Raw genomic sequence first — 23,528 nt, 5'->3', positions numbered from 1 at the left:
TTGATCCGGTTGAGCGAATCGAATGTACGTTCCTGTGCACGGTGCTTACCGTGGAGGGGAACCTCGATTCACGTTCCCTATTAAACATTCGCCAGTACACAGGTAGAGACCCATGAAAAGCGAAACGAAGTGCCCGTTCAACCACGCCGTCACCGGTGAAGGCACCACAAACCACGACTGGTGGCCCAAGCAGCTGCGCGTGGACCTGCTCAACCAGCATTCGTCGCGTTCCAATCCGCTGGATCCGCAGTTCGACTATGCCGCCGCGTTCAAGGGCCTGGACTACCAGGCACTGAAGAACGACCTCAAGGCGTTGATGACCGATTCGCAGGACTGGTGGCCGGCCGACTTCGGGCACTACGGTGGCCTGTTCGTACGCATGGCCTGGCACAGCGCCGGCACCTACCGCATCGGCGATGGCCGCGGCGGCGGCGGACGTGGGCAACAGCGCTTTGCCCCGCTCAACAGCTGGCCGGACAACGTGAGCCTGGACAAGGCGCGGCGCCTGCTGTGGCCGATCAAGCAGAAGTACGGCCAGGCCATTTCCTGGTCGGACCTGCTGATCCTCACCGGCAATGTCGCGCTGGAATCGATGGGCTTCAAGACGCTCGGCTTTGCCGGCGGTCGCCCGGATACCTGGGAACCGGACCAGGACGTGTACTGGGGCCGCGAGACCACTTGGCTCGGCGGCGACGAACGCTACAAGCACGGTTCGGAAGGCGTGGAGAAGGCCGGCGGCGTGCTGGTATCCGATGACGACGCCGACGGCGACGTGCATTCGCGCAAGCTGGAAAACCCGCTGGCCGCCGTCCAAATGGGACTGATCTACGTAAACCCCGAAGGCCCGGACGGCAACCCGGATCCGTTGCTGGCCGCCTTCGACATCCGCGATACCTTCGGCCGCATGGCGATGGACGACGAGGAAACCGTCGCGCTGATCGCCGGTGGCCACAGCTTCGGCAAGACCCACGGTGCAGGCCCGGCCGACAACGTTGGACCGGAGCCGGAAGCCGATGGGCTGGAACGCCAAGGGCTGGGCTGGAGCAACCGCTTCGGCAGCGGCAAGGGCGGTGACACCATCACCAGCGGCCTGGAAGTCACCTGGACCCGCACCCCGGCGCAGTGGAGCCACGACTTCTTCGAAAACCTGTTCAAGTTCGAGTGGGAACTGACCAAGAGCCCGGCCGGCGCACACCAGTGGGTGGCCAAGGATGCAGAGGCGGTAATTCCCGACGCGCACGATCCGTCGAAGAAGCACCGCCCGACCATGCTCACCACCGATCTGTCGCTGCGCGTTGATCCGGCCTACGAAAAGATCTCGCGTCGCTTCCTGGCCGACCCGCAGGCCTTCGCCGATGCTTTCGCGCGCGCCTGGTTCAAGCTGACCCATCGCGACATGGGCCCGCGTGCCCGCTACCTGGGCCCGGAAATCCCGGCCGAAACCTTCATCTGGCAGGACCCGGTGCCGGCCGCCACGCATCCACTGGTGGACGCGAAGGACGTGGCCGCGCTGAAGCAGAAGATCGCCGCCAGCGGGCTGAGCGTGGCCGAACTGGTGTCCACTGCGTGGGCGTCGGCGTCGACCTTCCGTGGCGGTGACAAGCGCGGTGGCGCCAACGGGGCGCGCGTGCGCCTGGCCCCGCAGAAGGACTGGGCGGTCAACCAGCCGCAGCAGCTGGCCAAGGTGCTGGCCGCGCTGGAAAACGTGCAGGCCGACTTCAACGGCGCCGGTGGTGCCCAGGTGTCACTGGCTGACCTGATCGTGCTGGCCGGTGGCGTGGGTGTCGAGCAGGCGGCGAAGGCCGCTGGCCATGACATCAGCGTGCCGTTCACTCCCGGCCGCACCGATGCCAGCCAGGAACAGACCGACGTGGCGTCCTTCGCGGTGATGGAGCCGGCGGCCGATGGCTTCCGCAATTACCTCAAGGGCCGCTACAGCGTCCCCGCCGAAGCGCTGCTGATCGACAAGGCCCAGCAGCTGACCCTGACCGCACCGGAACTGACCGCACTGGTCGGCGGCCTGCGCGTGCTGGGCGCCAACGTGGACGGTGGGAAGGACGGTGTACTGACCGATCGCGTCGGCACGCTGAGCAACGACTTCTTCGTCAACCTGCTGGACATGGGCACGCAGTGGAAGGCCGCCGGCGATGGCTACGAAGGCAGCAGCCGCAATGGCGGTGGCACGCGCTGGAGCGCCAGCCGCGCCGACCTGGTGTTCGGCTCCAACTCGGTGCTGCGGGCGGTGGCCGAGGTCTACGCCAGTGCCGATGGCCAGAAGAAGTTCGTGCAGGATTTCGTCGCCGCCTGGACGCGGGTGATGGAACTGGACCGCTACGACCTGCACGGTTGACCGGATATGGTAGGTGCCAACCTTGGTTGGCACTTGGCAAAGCGCCCACCAAGGTGGGCGACTACCAAAGCGCTACTGCGGGGTCATGACTTGGTAGATGCCAACCTTGGTTGGCACAGGACACAACGCCCACCAAGGTGGGCGACTACCGAGGCGCCCCTTCCTTCAACCGCTCCAGGATCGGCGCGAACAGCGGCGCCTGCATCGAACGCGGCGGCTGCGCTGCTTCGCCCTTTTCAATAGCCTGCCAGTACGATCCCGGCAGCGGCTTGACGCCCAGTTCGTAGTCCATGCCATCCCAACCGTCTTCGCGGAATGCGTAGAACGCCCAGTGCACCTTCTGCTGCTCGGCCACGTCCAGCACGTCGCGCAGGTAGCGGCCGCAGTCCGGCCAGCGGCGCATGCAGCCGAACTCACCGATCACCATCCGGTTGGCACCAATGCCATGTGTCTTCGCCCAGTCCATCGGCTGCTGCAGGTAGCTGCGCACGCGCGCGGCGTCCCAGCGCTCGCTGCGGTCGCCAAACGGCACTTCGGCGGGATAGCGGTACGGTTTGCTGCGCTTCTGGTTCGGCGCACTGGTGGCCGCGTACGGCTCGTACATGTGCACGCTGTACAGCAGCTTCGTGTCCTGCAGGGGCGCCGGCCAGTAATCGAAGGCATCGGCCGCTGCGTACCAGCCAGCGTCGAGCATCAGCGGCATGTCTGCATCGACCGCGCGCACACTGGCCACCAGTTCCTTGTACAGCTGGCGCAGATCGCGCGGTCCGCCCTGCTCGCCCGCATACCACTTCAGCATGTCCTCGCGGGAGGCGTGTTCGGCCAGCGTGGTGCCGTATTCCGGCGCCGGCTCGTTGATCAGGTTGTAGCCGGCCAGCGCCGGATGCCCTTTCAGCGCGGCGGCAAGATCACGCCAGAAGCGCTGCGCAGGTGCGTGGTTGTCGAAGGACTGCCATAGGCGCTGGTCGACCAGGTCACCGTTCTTCTGTTTCCAGCGCAGCAGCGGCAGTGACAGCGGCACCAGCACCACCTTCAATCCCACGGCATTGGCGTCATCCAGCGCGCGACGCAGCGTGGCCACGTCGGCATCGACCAGTCCTTGATAGTGGTCGGCATCGCCCATCAGGAAATCGCGGCCGCCGGCACTGCGCCACTTGTCCGGGGTCAGTCGTACCCAGGTGGCGCCGGTGCCACGCAGGCCCTGGAAGTAGGCACGGTCGGGCGGCGTTTCGTTGAAGCTGTTGCCACCGCGCTGCGGGGTATCCCAGAAGGTGATGTCGGCGGCGAACACCGGGACGGCGGCGGACAGGGCCAGGCACAGCAGGCTGCGGCGCAGGAACATGGCGGGCTTCCATGAGGAGGACGATCCAAGGTGCGGGGCGCAAGCCGAACGGTGGCTGAGCGTAGGCGGCAAAGCGCCCACCAAGGTGGACGGCTACCAGAGCGCGAGCCGGACCCACGATACGGTAGGGGCCGACCTTTGGTCGGCTCATGGCACAGCGCCCATCAAGGTGGAAGGCTACCGGAGCGCGAGCCGGTTCAGTCCGGTCACTGCGTCATAGCGCGTCGAGATCACCCAGGGCGCGGATCAACCGTCGCGCGCGCTTGTCCGGCTTGTGCTCCGGTGCCTGGTAGCCATCACGCGCGGCAATGCGCAGCGCACGCTGTTCGGCGCGGCGCGCCTTGGAGGCCTCGCTCTCGGCATACAGCTGCTGCGCCACCGGCGCCGGGCCGCGCTGGTCGCTCAGGCCCAGCACCTGAATCTCGAAATGTTCTTCACCGCGATCGACCAGCAGCTGCTCTCCCACACGTACTGCGCGAGAGGATTTCGGGCGCTGCCCGGCCACGGATACCTTGCCGGTCTCGATCGCCTGTTTGGCCAGGCTGCGGGTCTTGAAGAAGCGGGCCGCCCACAACCAGATGTCCAGACGGACGCTGGGCGCCAACGGGGAAAGCTCGGACATCGGTAGGGACTACTCCGTTCGCTTGTTCAGGGGACGCGGATTGTCGGGGTCGGTGCGGCAGCCGCTGCCCCCGATCAATGCCGGTATGCCGGCCGCCAGGTCCTGGCGCTGGCTGCCGACCAGGCACTCGGGGCGGTCGGTCGGCCGCACCTGGGTATCGCCGAGCCGGTCACCTGACGAACATGCGGCCAGCGCCGCTACGATCAAGGCCGCCACGATCATCCGCATCGCCTGTTGTGGTTGATGCATTGCCACATCCTGCAAACCGGCTTGATGCTAGTGTGCGCCTCCCGGGAATCGATCACCACTCCATGGCAAAAGCGCCGCTCGACCTCACTTCCGGCCCGATCGGGCGCAACCTGCTGCTGTTCTCGCTGCCGATCCTGGCGGGCAACATCGCGCAGTCGCTGAACGGCTCGGTCAACGCGGTCTGGGTCGGGCGTTTCCTCGGCGAAGCGGCGCTGACCGCGACGGCCAACGCCAACAACATCATGTTCTTCCTGATCGGCTCGGTGTTCGGCATCGGGATGGCCTCGACCATCCTGATCGGCCAGGCGATGGGCGCCAAGGACAGCGGCCAGGCCCGGCGGGTGATGGGCACCAGCGCGACCTTCTTCATCGGCCTGTCGGTGGTGATCGCGGTGGCCGGCTGGTTCCTCGCCCACCCGCTGCTGGCGGCGATGGGCACGCCGGCCGCGTCGCTGCCGCTGGCCGAGGCCTACCTGAAGGTCATCTTCCTGGCGATGCCCACGCTGTACGCGTTCGCTTTCCTGAGCGCGGCAATGCGCGGCGCGGGCGATTCGCGTACCCCGTTCCGCTTCCTGCTGGTGTCCGTCGCACTGGATATCGTGTTCAACCCGCTGCTGATCTTCGGCTTGGGCCCGCTGCCGGAACTGGGCATTGCCGGTGCCGCGTGGGCCACGCTGATCGCGCAGACGCTGTCGTTGATCGCGCTGCTGCTGTACATGCGCCACAAGCGCCACGTGCTGTGGCTGGGGCGCAAGGACATGGCACTGTTCAAGGTCGATCTGCCGATCCTGAAGGCGCTGGTGATGAAGGGTGTGCCGATGGGCCTGCAGATGGTGCTGATCTCGCTGTCGATGATCATGCTGATGACCATGGTCAACCAGTACGGCACCGATACCGCCGCCGCCTATGGTGCATCGTTGCAGTTGTGGACCTACGTGCAGATGCCGGCGATGGCGATCGGTGCGGCGTGTTCGTCGATGGCTGCGCAGAATGTCGGCGCGCAACTGTGGGGCCGCGTGCGGGCCACCGCCCGCCAGGGCGTGCTGTTCAATTTCCTGCTGACCGGCGTGCTGATCGCGCCGTTGATCCTGCTTGACCGCTACACGCTGGCGCTGTTCCTGCCCGATGGCAGCCAGGCGCTGCAGGCGGCACGGCATCTCAACCACATCGCGGTGTGGTCGTTCCTGTTCTTCGGCGTCAGCTTCGTGATCTCCGGCGTGGTGCGCTCCACCGGCGCGGTGTTGGCGCCGCTGTTGATCCTGGCCGGGTCGCTGTGGGGCGTGCGGGTGCCCTTTGCCGAACTGCTTCAGCCGTACCTGGGCGTGGATGCGATCTGGTGGAGTTTCCCGGCCAGCTCACTGGTGTCGATGCTGCTGTCGCTGGCCTATTACCGCTGGGGCGGATGGCGCAAGGCCAGGATGCTGGACAGTCCCGCGCATGGCACGCCGGCCGAAGTCCCGGCCAGTCCGCCTTCGCCGGTGGCCGATCCGGATGCCGCGCTGGAAATCGCCGCGCCGGCAGCGGTATCGCCGGCGGCACCGCCGCGCTGAGGCTGCTCGCGGGCGTCCGCGTACCGCTGCGCTCGCCGACCATGGGTCGGCGCTACCGAAGGTTGTACGGCTTGCGTCAGGGCGCGATGTCTTTCCACAGCGGCAGGCCGAGGCGCTGCCGCTGGTAGCGCAGCATGACTGCCATCAACACGCCGAACGCCAATCCGGCCAGCACGGCCGTGGTGACCATGCCCAGCCCGGTCATGCCGGTACTGCGCCACAGCATCAGCCACATCACCGTACCCCAGCCGATGCCGAACCACGCACCGGTGGTCAGCACGTTGGTGGCGAAGCCGGTCAGGATCGGGGGGGCAACGCCCCAACCCAGCCGCCAGAACAGGCGGTACAGCGGCGGCGCGGACATCGAGCGTTTCACGCCAGCGGCGTCCAGCTGCCGCAGCGCGTGGCGCACCTGCGGCGGATAGCGTTCGGAAATCGGGGGAGTACGTATTCATCCCCGGAACATAGCCGCTGCGCGGGCGCAAACGCAAACGGCCGCCCGAAGGCGGCCGTTGCGGCGACAACCGGAGTTGTCGGCAGGTATTACTGGGCAGCCTTGGCAGCCAGACGGGCGATCTTCGCCTGTGCAGCAGCAGCCAGATCTTCCTTGATGCGGGCAGCCTTGCCTTCCAGGCCACGCAGGTAGTACAGCTTGCCGGCGCGGACCTTACCACGACGCTTCACTTCGACCGAGTCGATGATGGCGCTGTGGGTCTGGAAAACGCGCTCGACGCCGTAGCCGTGCGAGATCTTGCGCACGGTGAACGAGGAGTTCAGGCCGCCGTTCTTGGTCGCGATCACAACGCCTTCGTAGGCCTGGACGCGCTCACGGTTGCCTTCCTTCACCTTCACGTTCACGACGATGGTGTCGCCCTGGCTGAACTTCGGCAGTTCGCGGGTGATCTGGGCGGCTTCGAAGTCCGCGAGAATAGTTTTGTTCAGCTTGCTCATGGGTTACACCGATTCATATGTTCGGGTGGGCGTGTCATTCGACAGCGTAGGGCTCATGCGGTCACTGGACTGTGCCGCACGTTTATTATGTATGGAGCACATCGACCAGTACGGGCGATGGTAATTCGCAATGATATCCCAATACGGGACGCCCTTGCTAGGGGGTCTTGTCGCTTTCCAGTCCGTCCCGGGCCTGCGCCAGCAGCTTCCGGTCGGCCTTGTTCAGGGTGGACTCGTCCAGCAGTTCCGGCCGTCGCTGCCAGGTCCGCAGCAGTGACTGCTGCCTGCGCCAGTTGGCGATGGCGGCATGGTTGCCCGAACGCAGCACATCCGGCACGTCGCCCAGCGGATGCTGGGCCGGCTGGCTGAAATGCGGGCAATCGAGCAGCCCCAGTTCCCCTTCGAAGCTGTCCTGGGCGGCGGATTCGGCGTCGTTCAACGCGCCCTCCTGCAGCCTGGCGACGGCGTCGATGATCACCGCCGCACCCAGCTCTCCGCCGGACAGCACGTAATCGCCGAGGGAAATTTCCTCGTCGACCGCGCCGGCCAGGAAGCGCTCGTCGATGCCTTCGTAACGGCCGCAGAGCAGGATCATGCGCGGCAGTGCCGCCAGTTCGCGCACCTTGGCCTGGGTCAACGGGCGTCCCTGCGGACTCAGGTAGATCACCGGCGCCGGGGTCGGGTCCGCCGCGCGAACCGCGGACAGGCAGGCCTGCAGCGGTTCGATCAGCATCACCATGCCCGGCCCGCCGCCGAACGGACGATCGTCCACGCGACGGTAGTTGCCTTCGGCGTAATCACGCGGGTTCCAGCCGTGCAGGCTGAACAACGCTTTTTCCTGCGCCCGGCCGACCACGCCCAGTCCGGCGGACTGGGCAAGGAATTCCGGGAACAGGGTGATGACGTCGAACCGCATCAGAAGTCCGGATCCCAGTCGACGATGACCAGGTTGGCATCGAAGTCCACGGACTTGACGAACTCCGGCTGCACGAACGGGATCATCCGCTCACGGTCGCCGCGGGTGACCAGCACGTCGTTGGAACCGGTGGAGAACAGGTGCGACACCTGGCCCAGCGATACCCCGTCGACGGTCTTGACGTCCAGGCCTTCCAGGTCGACCCAGTAGTACTCGTCCGGCTTCGGCGGCGGCAGCGAACTGCGTGCCACGTAGACCTCGGTACCGCGCATGGCCTCGACCACGTCGCGGTCATCCACTTCCGGGAACCGGGCGATCAGGTGCTTGCCGGTATCGCGGCCGCGGACGCCGGAAACCGTGGATTCCTGCCCCGAGGGGCTGACCACGATCCACGGCTGGTAATTGAAGATGGCAGAACGCGGCTCGGTCCAGGACTCGAGCTTGAGTTCGCCGCGCACACCAAAAGCGCCGGCAACCCTGCCCAGCAGGATCCGGCGCTCGATATCTTTCATCTGCGTATGCCAGATGGGCCGCGACGGGCGCGGCCCTTCAAGATCAGGCCGCAGCGGCCTGGGACTTGGTCGCTTCCTTGATCAGGTTGCGGACCTTGTCGGTCGGCTGGGCGCCGTTCTTGACCCAATGGTCAACGCGGGCCAGGTCCAGCTCGATGCGCTTCTCGGCACCCTGTGCAACCGGGTTGTAGAAACCGACGCGCTCGATGTTGCGGCCGTCGCGGGCGCTACGGACGTCGGTCACGATGATGTGGTAGAACGGACGCTTCTTGGCGCCGCCGCGGGTCAGTCGAATCTTGACCATGGTGTGTTTTCCTATGTAACCCAGTCGCCAGGATGGCGCGGTAAGCCGACGATTATAGCGGCAGGTTCGGCCCAAGCCAACCCCAGCCTGCCTTTCCGGCCCTTCACGCCCGCAGCGGCTGCCACGGCACCCCGGCCATCACCGCCCTGCCCTGCCCCGCCAGCGCTTCGGATCCTGCCAGCGCGCGGCCATCAATGGCCGCCAGCGCCCAGATACCGCTGGCATTGCAGGCAAATGCCGCCTGCATTGCGTCCAGCTCCACTGAGTCGACCGCCCTCACCACCTGCGGCTGCTCCCAATGCTGCCGCAGCAGCGTCTCGGCGGTACCCCGCAGCGACGGGGCCTGCGGCCATACCAGCTGCTGCCCATCGTGCAGCGCGATATTCCAGGTGCTGCCTTCACTGACCAGACCTTCCGCGGTCAGGAACAGCGCGTCGTCGAAGCCGGCGGCCATCGCCTCGCGCCGCTGCTGGAACAGGCCGAAGGTACCCACGTGTTTGATCGCCGGAAGGTCGCGCTGATACCGCACGCTGCAGACAGCGCGCGCAGCGCTCAGCCGCACGGGCGCGGACACCGCCACCAGCACGTCCGCAGCCACAGTGGCGAGCGGGGCGCGGAAATCAAAAGCGCGGGAAAACACCGTCACCCGCAGCGATGCATCGGCCACGCCGGCCTGCTGCAGCGCCTGCGCCATCCAGCGCTGCACCTGGCCCTCATCCAGCACGCTGCCGAACAGCGCCTGGGTTGCAAGGGCCAAGCGCTGCAGGTGCAGGTCCAGGCCCTGCACCGCAAGGCCGCGCACCTGTAGCGAAGTGAAGTGGCCGTAGTTGACCAGGGCCGCGCCCAACGCCGCCGCATCGGCCGGCTGGCCATTGCAGAACAGCGCGCTGCTGCCCGTCGCGCTCACAGGCGCGCCTGCGCGTCCTGCCACCAGTGCTGCAGCACGGCAGCGGCCGGTTCGGCAGGCGCCATCCACGCCGACTGCCCGGCCCAGGCCTGCATCGAAGCCAATCGGTTCTCGCGCGCAGCCTGCGAACGCATCGCAGCGGTCAGCCCGCGCTGCACCGGGTACGGCCGCGGCGGCGGCGCATCGGCGGCGGCCGCAGCACGGACGTAATCGGTGGCCAGCCCGCGTCCCAGCCGGCCACTGAAGGCACGCGTGGGCCAGGTGTCTTCCGGTTCACTGGCCGCCAGCGCGTCTGCCCATGCCGGCGCGATCGCCGCCTCCGGGGTCCGCAGGAACGCGGTGCCGATCTGCACCGCGCTGGCACCCAGGGTCAGCGCGGCGGCGATGCCGCGGCCGTCGGCGATACCGCCCGCGGCGATCACCGGAATATCCAGATGGTCGACCAGGCGCGGCAATAACGAGAACAGGCCCACCAGCTGGCGCTCGGCCTGCGCCGGATCAAACGCGCCGCGGTGTCCACCGGCTTCGAAGCCCTGCGCCACCACGGCATCGGCACCGGCCGCCTGCGCCTCGCGCGCTTCAGCCAGGGTGGTCGCACACGCGATCCAGGCAATGCCGGCCTGCTTCAACTGCTGCACCTGACCCTCGCCGAGCACGCCCATGATGGTGGACAGCACGGCCGGATGAGCGGCCAGTACGGCGTTGAACTGATCATCGAAGTCGGCCGGACCGGCATCGCCGGCACTGGCCGGCACCTCCGGCCCCCACTGCGCCAGCAGCGCGCGGGTCGCCGCTTCGGCGTGCACATCGCGCAGCGCAGGGGCGTCGGGAATCCACAGGTTCACCTGCGCCGGGCCGCTGCTGAGGCTGCGGAAGTCATCCATCCAGCGACCGATATCGGCCGCCGGGGAAAGCACCGCGCCCATCGCCCCCATGCTGCCGGCGGTTGCCAGCGCCGCCGACAGCGGCACTGGACAGGCGCCGGCCATCGGCGCCAGCAGGACCGGCAGCTGCAGGTTGAAGCGTTGGCAGAAGCGTTCTACGCGGCCGGCAATTCCATCATCACGCATGCATCGAGCCTCTTTTCAGGAGTTCGTGCGGGGCCATCCGGCATCAGCGGAACGGCAGGCCGCGGCCGCCCATGGCACCCATCATGCCCTTCATGCTGCGCATCATGCCCTTCATGCCGCCGCCGGCCATCTTGCTCATCATCTTTTCCATCTGCATGTACTGCTTCATCAGCTTGTTGACGTCGGCCGGCTGGGTGCCCGAACCGCGCGCGATGCGGGCACGGCGCGACCCATTGAGCAGGCCCGGATTGCGCCGTTCCTTCTTGGTCATCGAGCTGATGATGGCGATCATGCGCGGCACTTCCTTGCCCTGGCTGACCTGCGCCTTGAGGTGCTCGGGGATCTGCCCCAGGCCCGGCAGCTTGTCCATCAGGCCACCGATGCCGCCCATGTTCTGCATCTGTTCCAGCTGGTCGCGCATGTCGTTCAGATCGAACTTCTTGCCCTTGGCGACCTTCTCGGCCAGCTTCTGCGCCTTGTCCTTGTCGACCTGCTGCTCGACCTGCTCCACCAGCGACAGCACGTCGCCCATGTCCAGGATGCGGCTGGCGATACGGTCCGGATGGAACACATCCAGGCCGTCCGGCTTTTCGCTGACACCGACGAACTTGATCGGCTTGCCGGTGATGTAACGCACGCTCAGCGCGGCACCACCACGGGCGTCACCGTCGGTCTTGGTCAGCACCACGCCGGTCAGCGGCAGGGCATCGCCGAAGGCCTTGGCGGTGTTGGCCGCGTCCTGGCCGGTCATCGCATCTACCACGAACAGGGTTTCGGCCGGGTTGACCGCCGCGTGCAGGGCCTTGATCTCGGCCATCATCGCTTCGTCGATCGCCAGGCGGCCGGCGGTATCGACGATCAGCACGTCCACGAAGGACTTGCGGGCGTCATCGATCGCCGCGCGCACGATGGCTTCCGGCTTCTGGTCGGCGCTGGAGGCGAAGAACAGCACGCCGACCTGTTCGGCCAGCGTCTTCAGCTGCTCGATCGCGGCCGGACGGTAGACGTCGGCCGACACCACCATCACCTTCTTCTTGCGCTTTTCCTTCAGGTGCTTGGCAAGCTTGCCCACCGTGGTGGTCTTGCCCGCACCCTGCAGGCCGGCCATCAGGATGATCGCCGGGGCCGGCACGTTGAGGTTCAGGTCGCTGGCTTCGGCGCCCATCACGTTGGTCAGCTCATCGCGGACGACCTTGATCAGGGCCTGGCCCGGGGTCAGCGACTTCAGCACTTCCTGGCCGACCGCACGCTCCTTGATGCGTTCGATCAGCGCCTGCACCACCGGCAGGGCGACGTCGGCTTCCAGCAGCGCGATGCGCACCTCGCGGGTGGCGTCGCGGATGTTTTCCTCGGTAAGGCGGCCGCGGCCGCGCAGGCGCTCGATGGTGCCGGAAAGGCGCTGGGTCAGGGACTCGAACATGCGATGCAACCTGTCTGGAACGGGGGACAATGAGGCAGACAGTATAGCCGGTCGCCCCGGCGACCCGGGCGCGCGCGATGGGCCGTCGCCACTGCGTTGGGGGTGTGCGAAACTTCTACGATGACAATCGTTCTCATCGCAGCCCTGCTCTACCTGACCGCCACCGCCCTGCTGGTGCGCGCGGTCGGCAGCGATGCGCCCCGCCCGGGCCGCGGCTGGCTGGCCGCGGCGGTGCCGGCGATGCTGCTGCACGCCGGCTACCACGTACAGGTGGCGCTGCAGAACGCCGGCGGGCCGGACATGCACTTCTTCGCCGCGCTGTCGCTGGTGGGCCTGGGCATGGCCGGGCTGACCTCGCTGGTCGGCGCGCGTGGCCGCATGGCCGCACTCGGCGTGGTGGTGTTCCCGCTGGCGGTGGTGCTGCTGGCCGCCTACCACGGCTATGGGCATGAACCGAGCAAGGAGCTGGGCTGGCGGCTGGCCACCCACGCCTGGCTGGCGCTGCTGTCCTACGCCACGCTGAGCATCGCCGCGCTGCTGGCGATCATGCAGTGGCTGCAGGAACGCGCCCTGCGCCGCCGCGAATTCCGTCCCTGGCTGCGTGCCCTGCCGCCGCTGGCGGACCTGGAATCGCTGCTGTTCCGGGTGATCACCGTCGGCTTCTTCCTGTTGACCCTGACGCTGGTGACCGGCGTGCTGTTCGTCGATGACCTGCTGGCGCAGAAACTGGTGCACAAGACCGTGCTCAGCGTGCTGTCGTGGGTCGTGTTCGGCGTGCTGCTGATCGGCCGCCGTCGTTACGGCTGGCGCGGGCTGAAGGCCGTGCACTGGACCCTGAGCGCGATGCTGTTGTTGCTGCTGGCGTTCTTCGGCAGCCAGTTCGTGATCGAACTGGTCTTCGGGCATACGACCCGGTAAAAACGGCGGGCCGTATGCGCACGCATACTGATCCTGATCCGGAACCGGGAGCGCCGAGCCGTGCTCGGCGGAGCCCGGCGGACACGCCCGCCACGTTCGAGAAAGCCGCCGGGCGTGGCTCGGCGCTACCGCTACTGCGCAGCCGCTTCCAGCGCCTCGGACAGGCGCTCGACCGCGATCACTTCCATGCCTTTGACCGTGCCGCCCTTGGGCGCGTTGGCCTTGGGCACGATCGCGCGCTTGAAGCCATGGGTGGCCGCTTCGCGCAGGCGGTCCTCGCCGTTGGGGACCGGGCGGATTTCGCCGGACAGCCCCACTTCGCCGAAGGCGATCGTCTTCTCCGCCAGCGCGCGGTCCTGCAGCGATGACAGCACCGCCAGCAACACCGGCAGATCGGCCGCGGTTTCCTGCACGCGGATGCCGCCGACCACGTTGACGAACACGTCCTGGTCGCCGACCAGCACCCCGCCATGGCGATGCAGCACCGCCAGCAGCATCGCCAGCCGGTTCTGTTCCAGGCCCACCGCCACGCGGCGCGGGTTGGACAGCGGCGAGGCGTCCACCAGCGCCTGCACCTCCACCAGCAACGGCCGCGTGCCCTCGCGGGTGACCATCACGCAGGATCCCGGCTGGCGCGTGCTGCCGCCGGACAGGAAGATCGCCGAAGGGTTGGAGACCTCTTTCAGGCCCTTGTCGCCCATCGCGAACACGCCCAGTTCGTTGACCGCACCGAAGCGGTTCTTGAACGCGCGCAGCAGGCGGAAGCGGCTGCCGCTCTCGCCTTCGAAGTACAGCACCGCATCGACCATGTGCTCCAGCACGCGCGGGCCGGCGATGCCGCCTTCCTTGGTCACGTGGCCGACCAGGAACACCGCGGTGCCGGTTTCCTTGGCAAAGCGCACCAGCCGCGCGGCGCTTTCGCGCACCTGGCTGACCGAACCCGGCGCGGCGGTCAGCGATTCGGTCCACAGGGTCTGGATGGAGTCGGCCACGATCAGCCGCGGCTTGGCCTTGCCGGCATGCTGCAGGATGGTCTCCACGCAGGTTTCGGCCAGCGCGTTGACGCCTTCCAGCGGCAGTTCCAGGCGGTGCGCGCGACCGGCCACCTGGGCCAGCGATTCCTCGCCGGTGACGTACAGCACCGGCAGTTCGGCCGCCATCAGGGCCACCGCCTGCAGCAGCAGGGTCGACTTGCCGATGCCCGGGTCACCGCCGACCAGCACCACCGCGCCCTCCACCAGGCCACCGCCCAGCACCCGGTCGAACTCGCCGATGCGGGTGGTGACGCGGATGTGGTCGGTCTGCGCCACGTCCTTCAATGCGGTGACCTTGGGCGGATCGATCTTGCCGGCCCAGCCACTGCGCCGGGAGGCCGGGGCGCCGGCGGCGGCCGCGCTTTCCACGACGATTTCCGACAGCGTGTCCCAGGCCTTGCACTCGGTGCACTGGCCCTGCCATTTGCTGTAGTCGGCGCCACATTCGCTGCAGACGTAGGCGGTGCGGCTCTTGGCCATGATCATTCCGGTTGCGCGTTGGATGGCGAGCATAGCCGAGCCCCGTCGCAACCGCTGCGACCGGCCCTGGCGGCCGCGGGACGGGGTCAGAGTCAGGGGTCAGAGTCAGGGGTCAGAGTCGGGACTCTGACCCCTGACTCTGACCCCTGACTCTGACCCCTGACTCTGACCCCTGACTCTGACCCCTGACTCTGACCCCTGACTCTGACCCCTGCCGGCAGCGTGATGTTCCGCTCAGGTTCGGGACCGAACGGCCGATACCATGTGCGCCGCCCTGCGCGCCCTCTCATTTTCCAAGGATTTCCCATGACTGGCAGCTACAGCCAGAGCCTCGTCTTTTTCTCGCTGCTGGTGGCCGTGCTGGCCTCCTACACCGCGCTGGACATGGCAGGCCGACTGGCCACCGCGCAAGGGCGCGTCGCGCGCTGGTGGCTGGCCGGCGGCGCCGCTGCGATGGGCCTGGGCATCTGGTCGATGCACTTCATCGGCATGCTGGCCTTCAAGCTGCCGATCCCGGTCGGCTTCGACCTTGCCATCACCCTGTACTCGCTGGCGGTGTCGGTGGGCGCGTCGGCGTATGCGCTGTGGCTGGTCTCGCGCCCGCAGCTGCCGACCCGTCGCCTGGTCGCCGGCGCGGTGTTGATGGGCCTTGGCATCGCCGCGATGCATTACCTGGGGATGGCCGCGATGCGCATGCAGCCGGGCATCGATTACGACCCGCTGTGGTTCACCGCCTCCCTGCTGATCGCCATCGGTGCCGCCGGCGCGGCGCTGTGGATCGCCTTCCGCCTGCGTGTCGAAGGCCGCAATACCCGCCGCCTGCGCGGCGCCGCCTCGCTGGTGATGGGCCTGGCCATCGTCGGCATGCACTACACCGGCATGGCCGCTGCCCGCTTCCCGGCCGACAGCCTGTGCGGGGCGGTGATCGACGGCGGCATCGATGCGCAGTGGCTGGCGGTTCTGGTCATCGTCACCACCCTGGGCACCATCGGCATCGCGCTGGTGGCTTCGCTGTTCGACCGCCAGATGCGCGAACGTACCGGCCTGCTGGCCGAGTCGCTGGAACGCGCCAATGACAAGCTGCTGCAGGCCGCGCTGCACGATCCGCTGACCCAGCTGCCGAACCGTTCGCTGCTGCAGGACCGCATCGAACAGTCGATCGAAAAAGCACGCCGGCGCAACCACGCGGTGGCGGTGATGTTCTGCGACCTGGACGGCTTCAAGACCGTCAACGATGCCTACGGCCACCAGCTCGGCGACCGCCTGCTGGTCAAGGTGAGCCAGCGCATCGGCTCGCTGCTGCGGCCGCAGGACACCCTGGCGCGCCTGGGGGGCGACGAGTTCGTGATCGTGCTGGCCATCGACGAACCCGACGATGCGGTCGTGGTGGCAGAGCGGATCATCGCCGCCGTGGCCGAGCCCTTCCTGATCGAGGCGGCCGAACTCCAGGTCACCGCCAGCCTGGGCATCGCGCTCTATCCGGAAGACGCCGCCGACGAGCGCGAACTGATGGCCAACGCCGATGCGGCGATGTATCACACCAAGCAGGGAGGGCGGAACGGCTACACCTTCTTTACCCCGTCCATGCAGGTCAGCGCCAACCGCCAGCTGCGGCTGCTGCAGGACCTGCGCAAGGCGACCGAACGCGGCGAACTGCTGTTGCACTACCAGCCCAAGTTCGTGGCCGCCGGCACCCCGGCGGTGGGCGCTGAAGCCCTGCTGCGCTGGCAGCACCCGGAGCTGGGCATGCTGGCGCCGGACATCTTCATCCCGATCGCCGAACGTAGCGGCTTGATCCTGCCGATCGGCGACTGGGTACTGGACCAGGCCTGCGCGCAGCTGCGTGCGTGGCACGACGCCGGCAACCCGCACTGGACGATGGCGGTGAACCTGTCGCCATTGCAGTTCGCCGCGCCCGGACTGGTGGAAACGGTGAAGGAGACGCTGGAACGGCATGGGCTGGATGCCAGCCGGCTGACCCTGGAAATCACCGAAACCACGGCGATGAAGAACGTGGAAACCAGCCTGCAGATCCTCAACGCGCTGACCGCGCTGGGCGTGCGGATTTCCATCGATGATTTCGGCACCGGATACTCCAGCCTGCTGTACCTCAAGCGCATGCCGGCCACCGAACTGAAGATCGACCGCGCCTTCGTGCGCGACCTGGAAGACAACGCCGAAGATGCGGCGATCGTGTCCTCGATCGTGGCACTGGGCCGTTCGCTGCAGTTCAACGTGGTCGCCGAAGGCGTGGAAACCGCCGGCCAGCGCGACTACCTCAGCAGCCTGGGCTGCGACCAGCTGCAGGGCTACCACCTGGGTCGCCCGATGGCCGCGGACGAGTTCCTGCGCAAGGTCGCCTGAGGGCAGTGACGGCCGCTGGCCGTCAAGACCCAGCACGGTAGTGACGGCCGCTGGCCGTCAGCGCGCCAAATCCATGACGGCCAGCGGCCGTCACTACCGGGGCAATGCGAGAAAGCCATGACGGCCAGCGGCCGTCACTACCCAGCAAAAAGGCCACCCCGGGGGGTGGCCTTTTCGTTTGCGGCAACGTCGCGGAGACGTCAGTGCATCATGTGCACGTTCATGTTGTGCATGACCCACAGGGTGCCGGCGACGATGATGCCGATCACCACGACGGTGAACACCGCCGCGTTGACGTTCCAGCGGCTTTCCGACGAGCGGTCCAGGTGCAGGAAGAACACCAGGTGTACCAGCATCTGCAGTACCGCGGTCACCGCGATCGCCACGCCGCTGACGGTGCGGGAGAAATCACCCGACATCACCACCCAGAACGGGATGACGGTCAGGATCACCGCCAGCACGAAGCCGATCAGGTACGACTTGACGCTGCCGTGGCTTTCGCCGCCGGCGCCGTGGCCATGGTCGTGTGCGTTGTCATGTGCCATTACAGCGCTCCATTGAGGTAGACGACGGAGAACACGCCGATCCAGATCAGGTCCAGGAAGTGCCAGAACAGGCTCAGGCACGCCAGGCGGGTCTTGTTGGTCGCGGTCAGGCCGTTCTGCTTGACCTGGATGAACATCACCAGCAGCCACAGCAGGCCAGCGCTCACATGCAGGCCGTGGGTACCGACCAGAGCGAAGAACGCCGACAGGAAGGCACTGCGGTCCGGACCGTAACCCTGGTGGATCAGGTGGTTGAACTCCCAGACTTCCATGCACATGAAGCCGAAGCCCAGCAGCCAGGTGATGCCCAGCCACAGGTACAGCTGGCCGACCTTGTTCTTGTGCATGGCGATCATGCCCAGGCCGAAGGTCAGCGAGGAGGTCAGCAGCAGCGCGGTTTCCCACGCAACGAACGGCAGCTCGAACAGGTCGCCCGGGCCGGGGCCGCCGTCGGTACCACCGACCAGCACCACGTAGGTGGCGAACAGCGAAGCGAAGATGAGGCAATCGCTCATCAGGTACACCCAGAAACCGAAGACGGTGTTGCCGCCGGTGTCGTGGTGTTCGTGCTCGTCATGGCCATGGGCCGCCGCGTGCGCGGCGTGCCCGTGGTTCACGGTTGGGGTATGGGTGCTCATGCCTTCAGCTCCGACTTGACCAGGCCCTGGGCAACCAGGTGCTTGCGGTGTTCGTTTTCGATGCGCTCCACTTCGGCGGCCGGGACCCAGTAGTCCACGTCCTTGTCGAAGGTGCGGTAGATGAACGTGCCGATCATGCCGACCAGGCCGATGATGGCCAGCCACCAGATGTGCCAGATCATCGCAAAGCCGAACACCATGCTGAAGGCACCGATCACCACGCCCGTGCCGGTGTTGCGCGGCATGTGGATGTCGGAGTACTTGGCCGGCTTCGGCCAGGCTTCACCACGCTGCTTGCGTGCCCAGAAATCGTCCAGCTCGGTGACCTGCGGCAGCGTACCGAAGTTGTAGAAGGCCGGCGGCGAAGAGGTTTCCCACTCCAGCGTACGGGCATCCCACGGATCGCCGGTCAGGTCCATGTTCTTCTTGCGGTCGCGGACCGACACGAAGATCTGGATGACCTGGCACAGGATGCCGGCGCCGACGATGAAGGCACCACCTGCAGCGATCAGCAGCAGCGGCTCGTAGGCCGGGTTGACGGTGCTCTGCAGGCGACGGGTCATGCCCATGAAGCCCAGCACGTACATCGGCATGAAGGTCACGTAGAAGCCGATGAACCAGCACCAGAACGCACACTTGCCCCAGAACTCGTTGAGCTTGAAGCCGAACATCTTCGGCCACCAGTAGGTGATGCCGGCGAACATGCCGAACACCACGCCGCCGATGATGACGTTGTGGAAGTGGGCGATCAGGAACAGGCTGTTGTGCAGCACGAAGTCGATGGCCGGAATCGCCAGCATCACGCCGGTCATACCGCCGATGACGAAGGTGATCATGAAGCCGATGGTCCACAGCACCGGGGAGGTGAAGTGCACGCGACCGCGGAACATGGTGAACAGCCAGTTGAAGATCTTCACGCCGGTGGGGATGGAGATGATCATCGTCGTTATGCCGAAGAAGGCATTGACGTTGGCACCCGAACCCATGGTGAAGAAGTGGTGCAGCCACACGATGAAGGACAGCACGCCGATGGCGGCCGTGGCGTACACCATGCCCTTGTAGCCGAACAGCGCCTTGCGCGAGAACGTGGCGATCACTTCGGAGAACACGCCGAAGGCCGGCAGCACCAGGATATAGACTTCCGGGTGGCCCCAGATCCAGATCAGGTTGATGTACAGCATGGCGTTGCCGCCACCATCATTGGTGAAGAAATGCGTGCCCAGGTAACGGTCCAGGGTCAGCAGCACCAGGGTGATGGTCAGCACCGGGAAGGCGGCAACGATCAGGATGTTGGTGATCAGCGCGGTCCAGGTGAAGATCGGCATCTGCATCAGCTTCATGCTGGGCGTACGCATCTTCAGGATGGTAATGAAGAAGTTGATGCCGCTCAACGTGGTACCCAGGCCTGCGACCTGTAGTCCCCAGATGTAGTAGTCCATGCCGACGCTTGGACTGTACTCGATGCCGGACAAGGGCGGGAATGCCAGCCAGCCGGTGGCGGCGAACTCGCCGATCCACAGCGACAGCATGATCAGCACCGCACCGGACACGAACAGCCAGAAGCTGAGCGAGTTCACGAACGGGAACGCGACGTCGCGCGCACCGATCTGCAGCGGCACGGCCAGGTTCATCAGGCCGGTGATCAGCGGCATCGCCACGAAGAAGATCATGATCACGCCGTGGGCGGTGAAGATCTGGTCGTAGTGGTGCGGCGGCAGGTAACCCTCGGACCCGCCGACGGCGATGGCCTGCTGGGTACGCATCATGATGGCGTCGGAGAAACCGCGCAGCAGCATGACGAAGGCGACGATGAGATACATCACGCCGATCTTCTTGTGGTCCACCGAGGTGAACCACTCCTTCCACAGATAACCCCACAGCTTGAACTTGGTGATCAGGGCAACAACGCCCAGGCCACCAAGAACCGCGCCGATCAACGTCGTCAGGACGATCGGATCGTGGGGGATCGACTCAATAGAGAGTTTACCCAGCATGTTCATTCTCCCGAGCCCTCGTGGCCGGAGTGGCCCGCGTGCTCGTCGTTGGGGGTTTCATCGGCATCCAGGTTCACGCCGGAAGCCTTGGACTCGTGGTCATCCATCGGGCCGTGGCCTTCATGGCTTTCCATCGTGCCCGCGTCAGCCGCAGCGGCACCGGGGTGCTTGTGCTTCATGCCGTAGTGCTGGTTGTCACCCATGTGCTTGGCGATGACCCAGTCGAACAGGCCGTCTTCGACCTGACCGTAGTAGGTCACCGGGTGCCAATCAGAGTTGCGGTCAGCGCCCAGGGCGTTGAACACGGTCTTGTCCAGGCGGCTGCCCTGCTCGGCACGCACCTGGTCGACCCATGCGCGGTATTCCGGTTCGGTAACCGAATGGGCGGTGAAATGCATCTTGGCGAAGCCGGCACCGCTGTAGTGCGAGGACATGCCCGGGAATTCACCGGTCTCGTTGGCGATCAGGTGGAGTTTGGTCTCCATCGCGGCCATCGAGTAGATCATGCTGCCCAGATGCGGGATGAAGAACGCATTCATCACGGTATCGGAGGTGATCTTGAAGTTCAGCGGGGTGTTCACCGGGAACTTGATCTCGTTGACCACGGCGATCTTTTCTTCCGGATAGACGAACAGCCACTTCCAGTCGAGCGAGATGGCCTCGATCACGACCGGCTTGACGTCCGATTCAATCGGGCGATACGGGTCCAGCGCGTGGGAAGACCGCCAGGTCAGCACGGCCAGCACCAGCACGATCATGCAGGGGATCGACCAGACCACCACTTCGATCGCGGTGGAATGCGACCAGTTCGGCTCGTAGCGAGCCTTGGTGTTGGAAGCGCGGTACTTCCAGGCGAACGTCAGGGTCATGATGATGACCGGGACGACGACCAGCAGCATCAACACGACAGCCGTGATCAGCAGGGTCTTCTCATCCTGGCCGATCTGGCCCTTCGGATTCAGGATGGCCGTGTTGCAGCCGGTGAGAAACACCGCCAGTGCGAACAGCAGGCCCGGACGCAGCATGCGTCCAAGGGTTTTCAACGGAATCATCGGTCGATCCAATTGCGAGGGAATGCCACCCCGCCCTGCCCAGTCCGGCAAAAGCCGGCCCGACCTGCCAAGGATCGACGGGTTCGGAGAACGGGGGAAGAGTCAGCCTTTCAAGTTTAGGCCGTCACCGCCCATTTAAGAAAGCCATTGACATTGATCTGACGCAGTTTTCGACGTTTTCGGCCTGCGACACGTTGTCGCAGCCGCCCGTCGCAGGGCGCATGGGGCCCGAAAAGCGCACCCGGTGGGTGACGACCTCACCCCTGTGGGTGACGACCTGCCCCGGTGGGTGACGACCGTTGGTCGTCACAGTCCCCACCCTACCCCCCCGCCCCCGCAAGGGCAACCCGCGGGAAAAATACGGCGGATGGGCATGACCCCATGCAGACGCCCCCCTGTGAGGACGAGGACGCCGCACTTCCGCCGTTGCCCAATGACAGGCTGAAACGGTGGCGACACCCTAGAGAGAAGGGGCCGCCACCGGCCGGAGGAGCTGCTTCCAGCACGTTCATCGTGTGGCCTGACGCCAACGCCGTACATGAGAAAAGTTGCGAAATGCATGCGCTTTCAGGCGCATGGGGCCGCTGCAGCCCTTCACCTTTCGCCCGCAGCCGGACTCACCCCGCCCGCCCTACCCCAGCAGCACCGACAGCCCCCACGTGCACAGGCATACATACGCCAGCAGGCCCAGGCTGATGCCCAGCGTGGTGCGCATGATCGCCGACTCCTGCCCCACCAGCTTGACCGCCGCGGCAGCGATCGCGATCGACTGCGGTGATACCAGCTTGGCCATCACCCCGCCAGCCGTGTTGGCGGCCACCAGCAGCGCTTCGGGCACCCCGATCTGGGCGGCGGTGACCGCCTGCAGATGGGCGAACAGGGTATTGCTGTTGACCACCGATCCGGTGATGAACACCCCCATCCAGCCGATCACCGGCGCCAGCAGCGGGAACACGCCGCCGGTCTGCGCCAGCGCCAGCCCGATGGTGGATGAGGCCCCGGAATAATTGGTGATGTAGGCCACCGCCATCACCAGCGGCACCGTGGCCAACGGCTTCCACATCTCCCGGCCGGTCTGCGCCAGCTCCTCGCCTGCCATGCGCAGGTTGAGCCGGGGCGACAACACCACGGTCAGCACAGCGGCCACCAGGATGGCGGTACCTGAAGCATTCAACCATCCGACATTCCACACCGCCGGCAGCGTATGCACGTTGGCCACCAGCGGCGGCAGTTCCTGCACGCGCCCATCAAGCAGGCCGATAGGCAGGTGCAGCACGGTGCTGGCCAGCGCCCCGCCGGCGGCGAACAGCGCCTTGAAGGCCGGCAGGCTCCACAGCAGGATGGCCCCGGTGAGGATGTAGAACGGCGACCACGCCAACAGCACTTGCTTCAGGCTGTAGCGCTGCGCCGGCCCGGGGGGTGTATCCGCTTCGCGGTAAATGCGCCGGGGCCGCCAGACCTGCATGAAGCCGGCCAGCGCGGCCATCGCCGCCAGCGGTCCGATGATGTCCACCAGTTCCGGCCCCAGCAGGTACAGCACCGCCGTCTGCACGCCGCTGAACACCCCGCCCACCACCAGCAGCACCGGCCAGGTCTCACGCACACCGCGCCACCCATCCAGCATCAGCACCAGGATGGCCGGCGACAACAGCGCGATCACCTGCACCAGCGCCATCAGCATCAGCGACATCGCCTCCAGGCTGACCCCGCCCTGCTGCGCGCCCACCAATACCGGAATGCCGATGGCCCCGTACGCACCGGCCGCGCCATTGGCCAGCAGGCACAGCATGGCCGCCTTCAGCGGGCGGAAACCCAGCTCCACCAGCAACGCGGCGCAGATGGCGATCGGCACGCCAAAGCCGGCCGCGCCCTCCAGGAATCCACCAAAACAGAACGCGATCAGCAGCACCTGGATGCGCTGGTCTTCGGAAATGGTCGCGATGCTGCCGCGGATCACGTCGAACTTGCCGCTGCGGATGGCGAGTTTGTACAGCCATACCGCCATCAGCACGATGAAACTGATCGGAAACACACCGTTGGCGATGCCCAGCAGTCCTGCGCCCGCGATGGTGCCGGCCGGCATGCCGAACACCAGCGCGGAAACCAGCACGGACACCACCACCGCCAGCAGCGCGGCGGTCAATCCTTTCAGCCGCAGCACGGTCAATGCCAGCAGGAATACCAGCACCGGCAAGGCGGCCAGCAGCGCCGACAGGTTGGGGTTACCCAGCGGATCGTAATTCTGTTGCCACATGGCCAGCCTTCCTTCGGTGGCGCCGGGCATGCCCGGCGGGTACGCGTAGGGGAACC

Annotated in this window: 21 protein-coding genes; 4 read left to right on the top strand and 17 right to left on the bottom strand. The window is 66.3% G+C overall.

The window, feature by feature from the left end; genetic code table 11:
• The first annotated feature begins 112 nt into the window (after positions 1-112).
• The gene (katG, locus tag QE373_RS05190; protein WP_309684272.1) at positions 113-2,350 is read left to right on the top strand and encodes a catalase/peroxidase HPI; all 2,238 of its coding nucleotides are present in this window, start codon (positions 113-115) and stop codon (positions 2,348-2,350) included.
• 145 nt (positions 2,351-2,495) lie between these two features.
• On the opposite strand, the gene QE373_RS05185 is transcribed toward katG, so the two are convergent.
• The 3 genes from QE373_RS05185 to QE373_RS05175 all read right to left on the bottom strand — a co-directional run bounded on the left by QE373_RS05185 (position 2,496) and on the right by QE373_RS05175 (position 4,563).
• Complete coding sequence (locus QE373_RS05185) at positions 2,496-3,692, bottom strand: cellulase family glycosylhydrolase (RefSeq protein ID WP_309684270.1); 1,197 nt, start codon at positions 3,690-3,692, stop codon at positions 2,496-2,498.
• A 214-nt stretch (positions 3,693-3,906) separates the two neighbouring features.
• The gene (locus QE373_RS05180; protein ID WP_223494551.1) at positions 3,907-4,314 is read right to left on the bottom strand and encodes an RNA-binding S4 domain-containing protein; all 408 of its coding nucleotides are present in this window, start codon (positions 4,312-4,314) and stop codon (positions 3,907-3,909) included.
• A gap of 9 nt (positions 4,315-4,323) precedes the next feature.
• Positions 4,324-4,563 carry a hypothetical protein gene (locus QE373_RS05175; RefSeq protein ID WP_309684266.1) on the bottom strand — a complete coding sequence of 80 codons (240 nt, stop codon included), beginning with the start codon at positions 4,561-4,563 and terminating at the stop codon, positions 4,324-4,326.
• A gap of 62 nt (positions 4,564-4,625) precedes the next feature.
• Between QE373_RS05175 and QE373_RS05170 the strand changes: the two genes are divergently transcribed.
• Complete coding sequence (locus QE373_RS05170; protein ID WP_309684264.1) at positions 4,626-6,113, top strand: MATE family efflux transporter; 1,488 nt, start codon at positions 4,626-4,628, stop codon at positions 6,111-6,113.
• 76 nt (positions 6,114-6,189) lie between these two features.
• Here the strand turns inward: QE373_RS05170 and QE373_RS05165 are convergent, their stop codons facing one another.
• The 8 genes from QE373_RS05165 to ffh all read right to left on the bottom strand — a co-directional run bounded on the left by QE373_RS05165 (position 6,190) and on the right by ffh (position 12,193).
• Positions 6,190-6,549: a DUF6404 family protein gene (locus tag QE373_RS05165; protein WP_345784385.1), complete on the bottom strand. Its 360-nt coding sequence runs from the start codon at positions 6,547-6,549 to the stop codon at positions 6,190-6,192.
• 107 nt (positions 6,550-6,656) lie between these two features.
• Entirely contained in the window at positions 6,657-7,064 is a 408-nt protein-coding gene (gene rplS, locus QE373_RS05160; RefSeq protein WP_057509199.1) for a 50S ribosomal protein L19, read from the bottom strand.
• Between the two features lie 157 nt (positions 7,065-7,221).
• On the bottom strand, positions 7,222-7,980 hold the full coding sequence (trmD, locus tag QE373_RS05155; protein WP_123700396.1) for a tRNA (guanosine(37)-N1)-methyltransferase TrmD: 759 nt from the start codon (positions 7,978-7,980) through the stop codon (positions 7,222-7,224).
• Positions 7,980-8,492, bottom strand: coding sequence for a ribosome maturation factor RimM (gene rimM / locus QE373_RS05150; RefSeq protein ID WP_309684257.1), 513 nt, complete (start codon positions 8,490-8,492; stop codon positions 7,980-7,982). The genes trmD and rimM overlap by 1 nt, the downstream gene beginning before the upstream one ends.
• Before the next feature lie 43 nt (positions 8,493-8,535).
• The gene (rpsP, locus tag QE373_RS05145; protein ID WP_005415733.1) at positions 8,536-8,796 is read right to left on the bottom strand and encodes a 30S ribosomal protein S16; all 261 of its coding nucleotides are present in this window, start codon (positions 8,794-8,796) and stop codon (positions 8,536-8,538) included.
• 103 nt (positions 8,797-8,899) lie between these two features.
• Positions 8,900-9,679 carry an aminotransferase class IV gene (locus QE373_RS05140; protein WP_309689561.1) on the bottom strand — a complete coding sequence of 260 codons (780 nt, stop codon included), beginning with the start codon at positions 9,677-9,679 and terminating at the stop codon, positions 8,900-8,902.
• 20 nt (positions 9,680-9,699) lie between these two features.
• The gene (locus tag QE373_RS05135; protein ID WP_309684222.1) at positions 9,700-10,773 is read right to left on the bottom strand and encodes a nitronate monooxygenase; all 1,074 of its coding nucleotides are present in this window, start codon (positions 10,771-10,773) and stop codon (positions 9,700-9,702) included.
• A gap of 43 nt (positions 10,774-10,816) precedes the next feature.
• Entirely contained in the window at positions 10,817-12,193 is a 1,377-nt protein-coding gene (gene ffh, locus QE373_RS05130) for a signal recognition particle protein (protein WP_192083157.1), read from the bottom strand.
• A gap of 120 nt (positions 12,194-12,313) precedes the next feature.
• Here ffh and ccsA point away from each other — a divergent pair, with 120 nt between their 5' ends.
• The gene (ccsA, locus tag QE373_RS05125) at positions 12,314-13,111 is read left to right on the top strand and encodes a cytochrome c biogenesis protein CcsA (RefSeq protein ID WP_057509195.1); all 798 of its coding nucleotides are present in this window, start codon (positions 12,314-12,316) and stop codon (positions 13,109-13,111) included.
• A gap of 131 nt (positions 13,112-13,242) precedes the next feature.
• On the opposite strand, the gene radA is transcribed toward ccsA, so the two are convergent.
• The gene (gene radA / locus QE373_RS05120; protein ID WP_057509205.1) at positions 13,243-14,625 is read right to left on the bottom strand and encodes a DNA repair protein RadA; all 1,383 of its coding nucleotides are present in this window, start codon (positions 14,623-14,625) and stop codon (positions 13,243-13,245) included.
• 306 nt (positions 14,626-14,931) lie between these two features.
• On the opposite strand from radA, the gene QE373_RS05115 reads away from it, so the two are divergent.
• Complete coding sequence (locus QE373_RS05115) at positions 14,932-16,989, top strand: EAL domain-containing protein (RefSeq protein WP_309684214.1); 2,058 nt, start codon at positions 14,932-14,934, stop codon at positions 16,987-16,989.
• Positions 16,990-17,189: 200 nt separating this feature from the next.
• Here the strand turns inward: QE373_RS05115 and cyoD are convergent, their stop codons facing one another.
• The 5 genes from cyoD to QE373_RS05090 form a co-directional block, all read right to left on the bottom strand.
• Complete coding sequence (gene cyoD, locus QE373_RS05110; protein ID WP_309684212.1) at positions 17,190-17,534, bottom strand: cytochrome o ubiquinol oxidase subunit IV; 345 nt, start codon at positions 17,532-17,534, stop codon at positions 17,190-17,192.
• Positions 17,534-18,172, bottom strand: coding sequence for a cytochrome o ubiquinol oxidase subunit III (cyoC, locus tag QE373_RS05105; protein WP_057509192.1), 639 nt, complete (start codon positions 18,170-18,172; stop codon positions 17,534-17,536). Before cyoC ends, cyoD begins: the two co-directional genes overlap by 1 nt.
• On the bottom strand, positions 18,169-20,166 hold the full coding sequence (gene cyoB, locus QE373_RS05100; protein WP_057509191.1) for a cytochrome o ubiquinol oxidase subunit I: 1,998 nt from the start codon (positions 20,164-20,166) through the stop codon (positions 18,169-18,171). Before cyoB ends, cyoC begins: the two co-directional genes overlap by 4 nt.
• 2 nt (positions 20,167-20,168) lie before the next feature.
• Positions 20,169-21,218 carry a ubiquinol oxidase subunit II gene (gene cyoA, locus QE373_RS05095; protein ID WP_057509190.1) on the bottom strand — a complete coding sequence of 350 codons (1,050 nt, stop codon included), beginning with the start codon at positions 21,216-21,218 and terminating at the stop codon, positions 20,169-20,171.
• Between the two features lie 631 nt (positions 21,219-21,849).
• The gene (locus tag QE373_RS05090; protein WP_309684209.1) at positions 21,850-23,472 is read right to left on the bottom strand and encodes a lactate permease LctP family transporter; all 1,623 of its coding nucleotides are present in this window, start codon (positions 23,470-23,472) and stop codon (positions 21,850-21,852) included.
• Positions 23,473-23,528 lie beyond the last annotated feature (56 nt).

This window comes from Stenotrophomonas sp. SORGH_AS_0321 (genome assembly GCF_031453215.1).
GTDB lineage: Bacteria > Pseudomonadota > Gammaproteobacteria > Xanthomonadales > Xanthomonadaceae > Stenotrophomonas > Stenotrophomonas chelatiphaga.
Note: the sequence above shows the minus strand (reverse complement) of the source record. Positions and strands in the feature narration are given on the sequence as shown.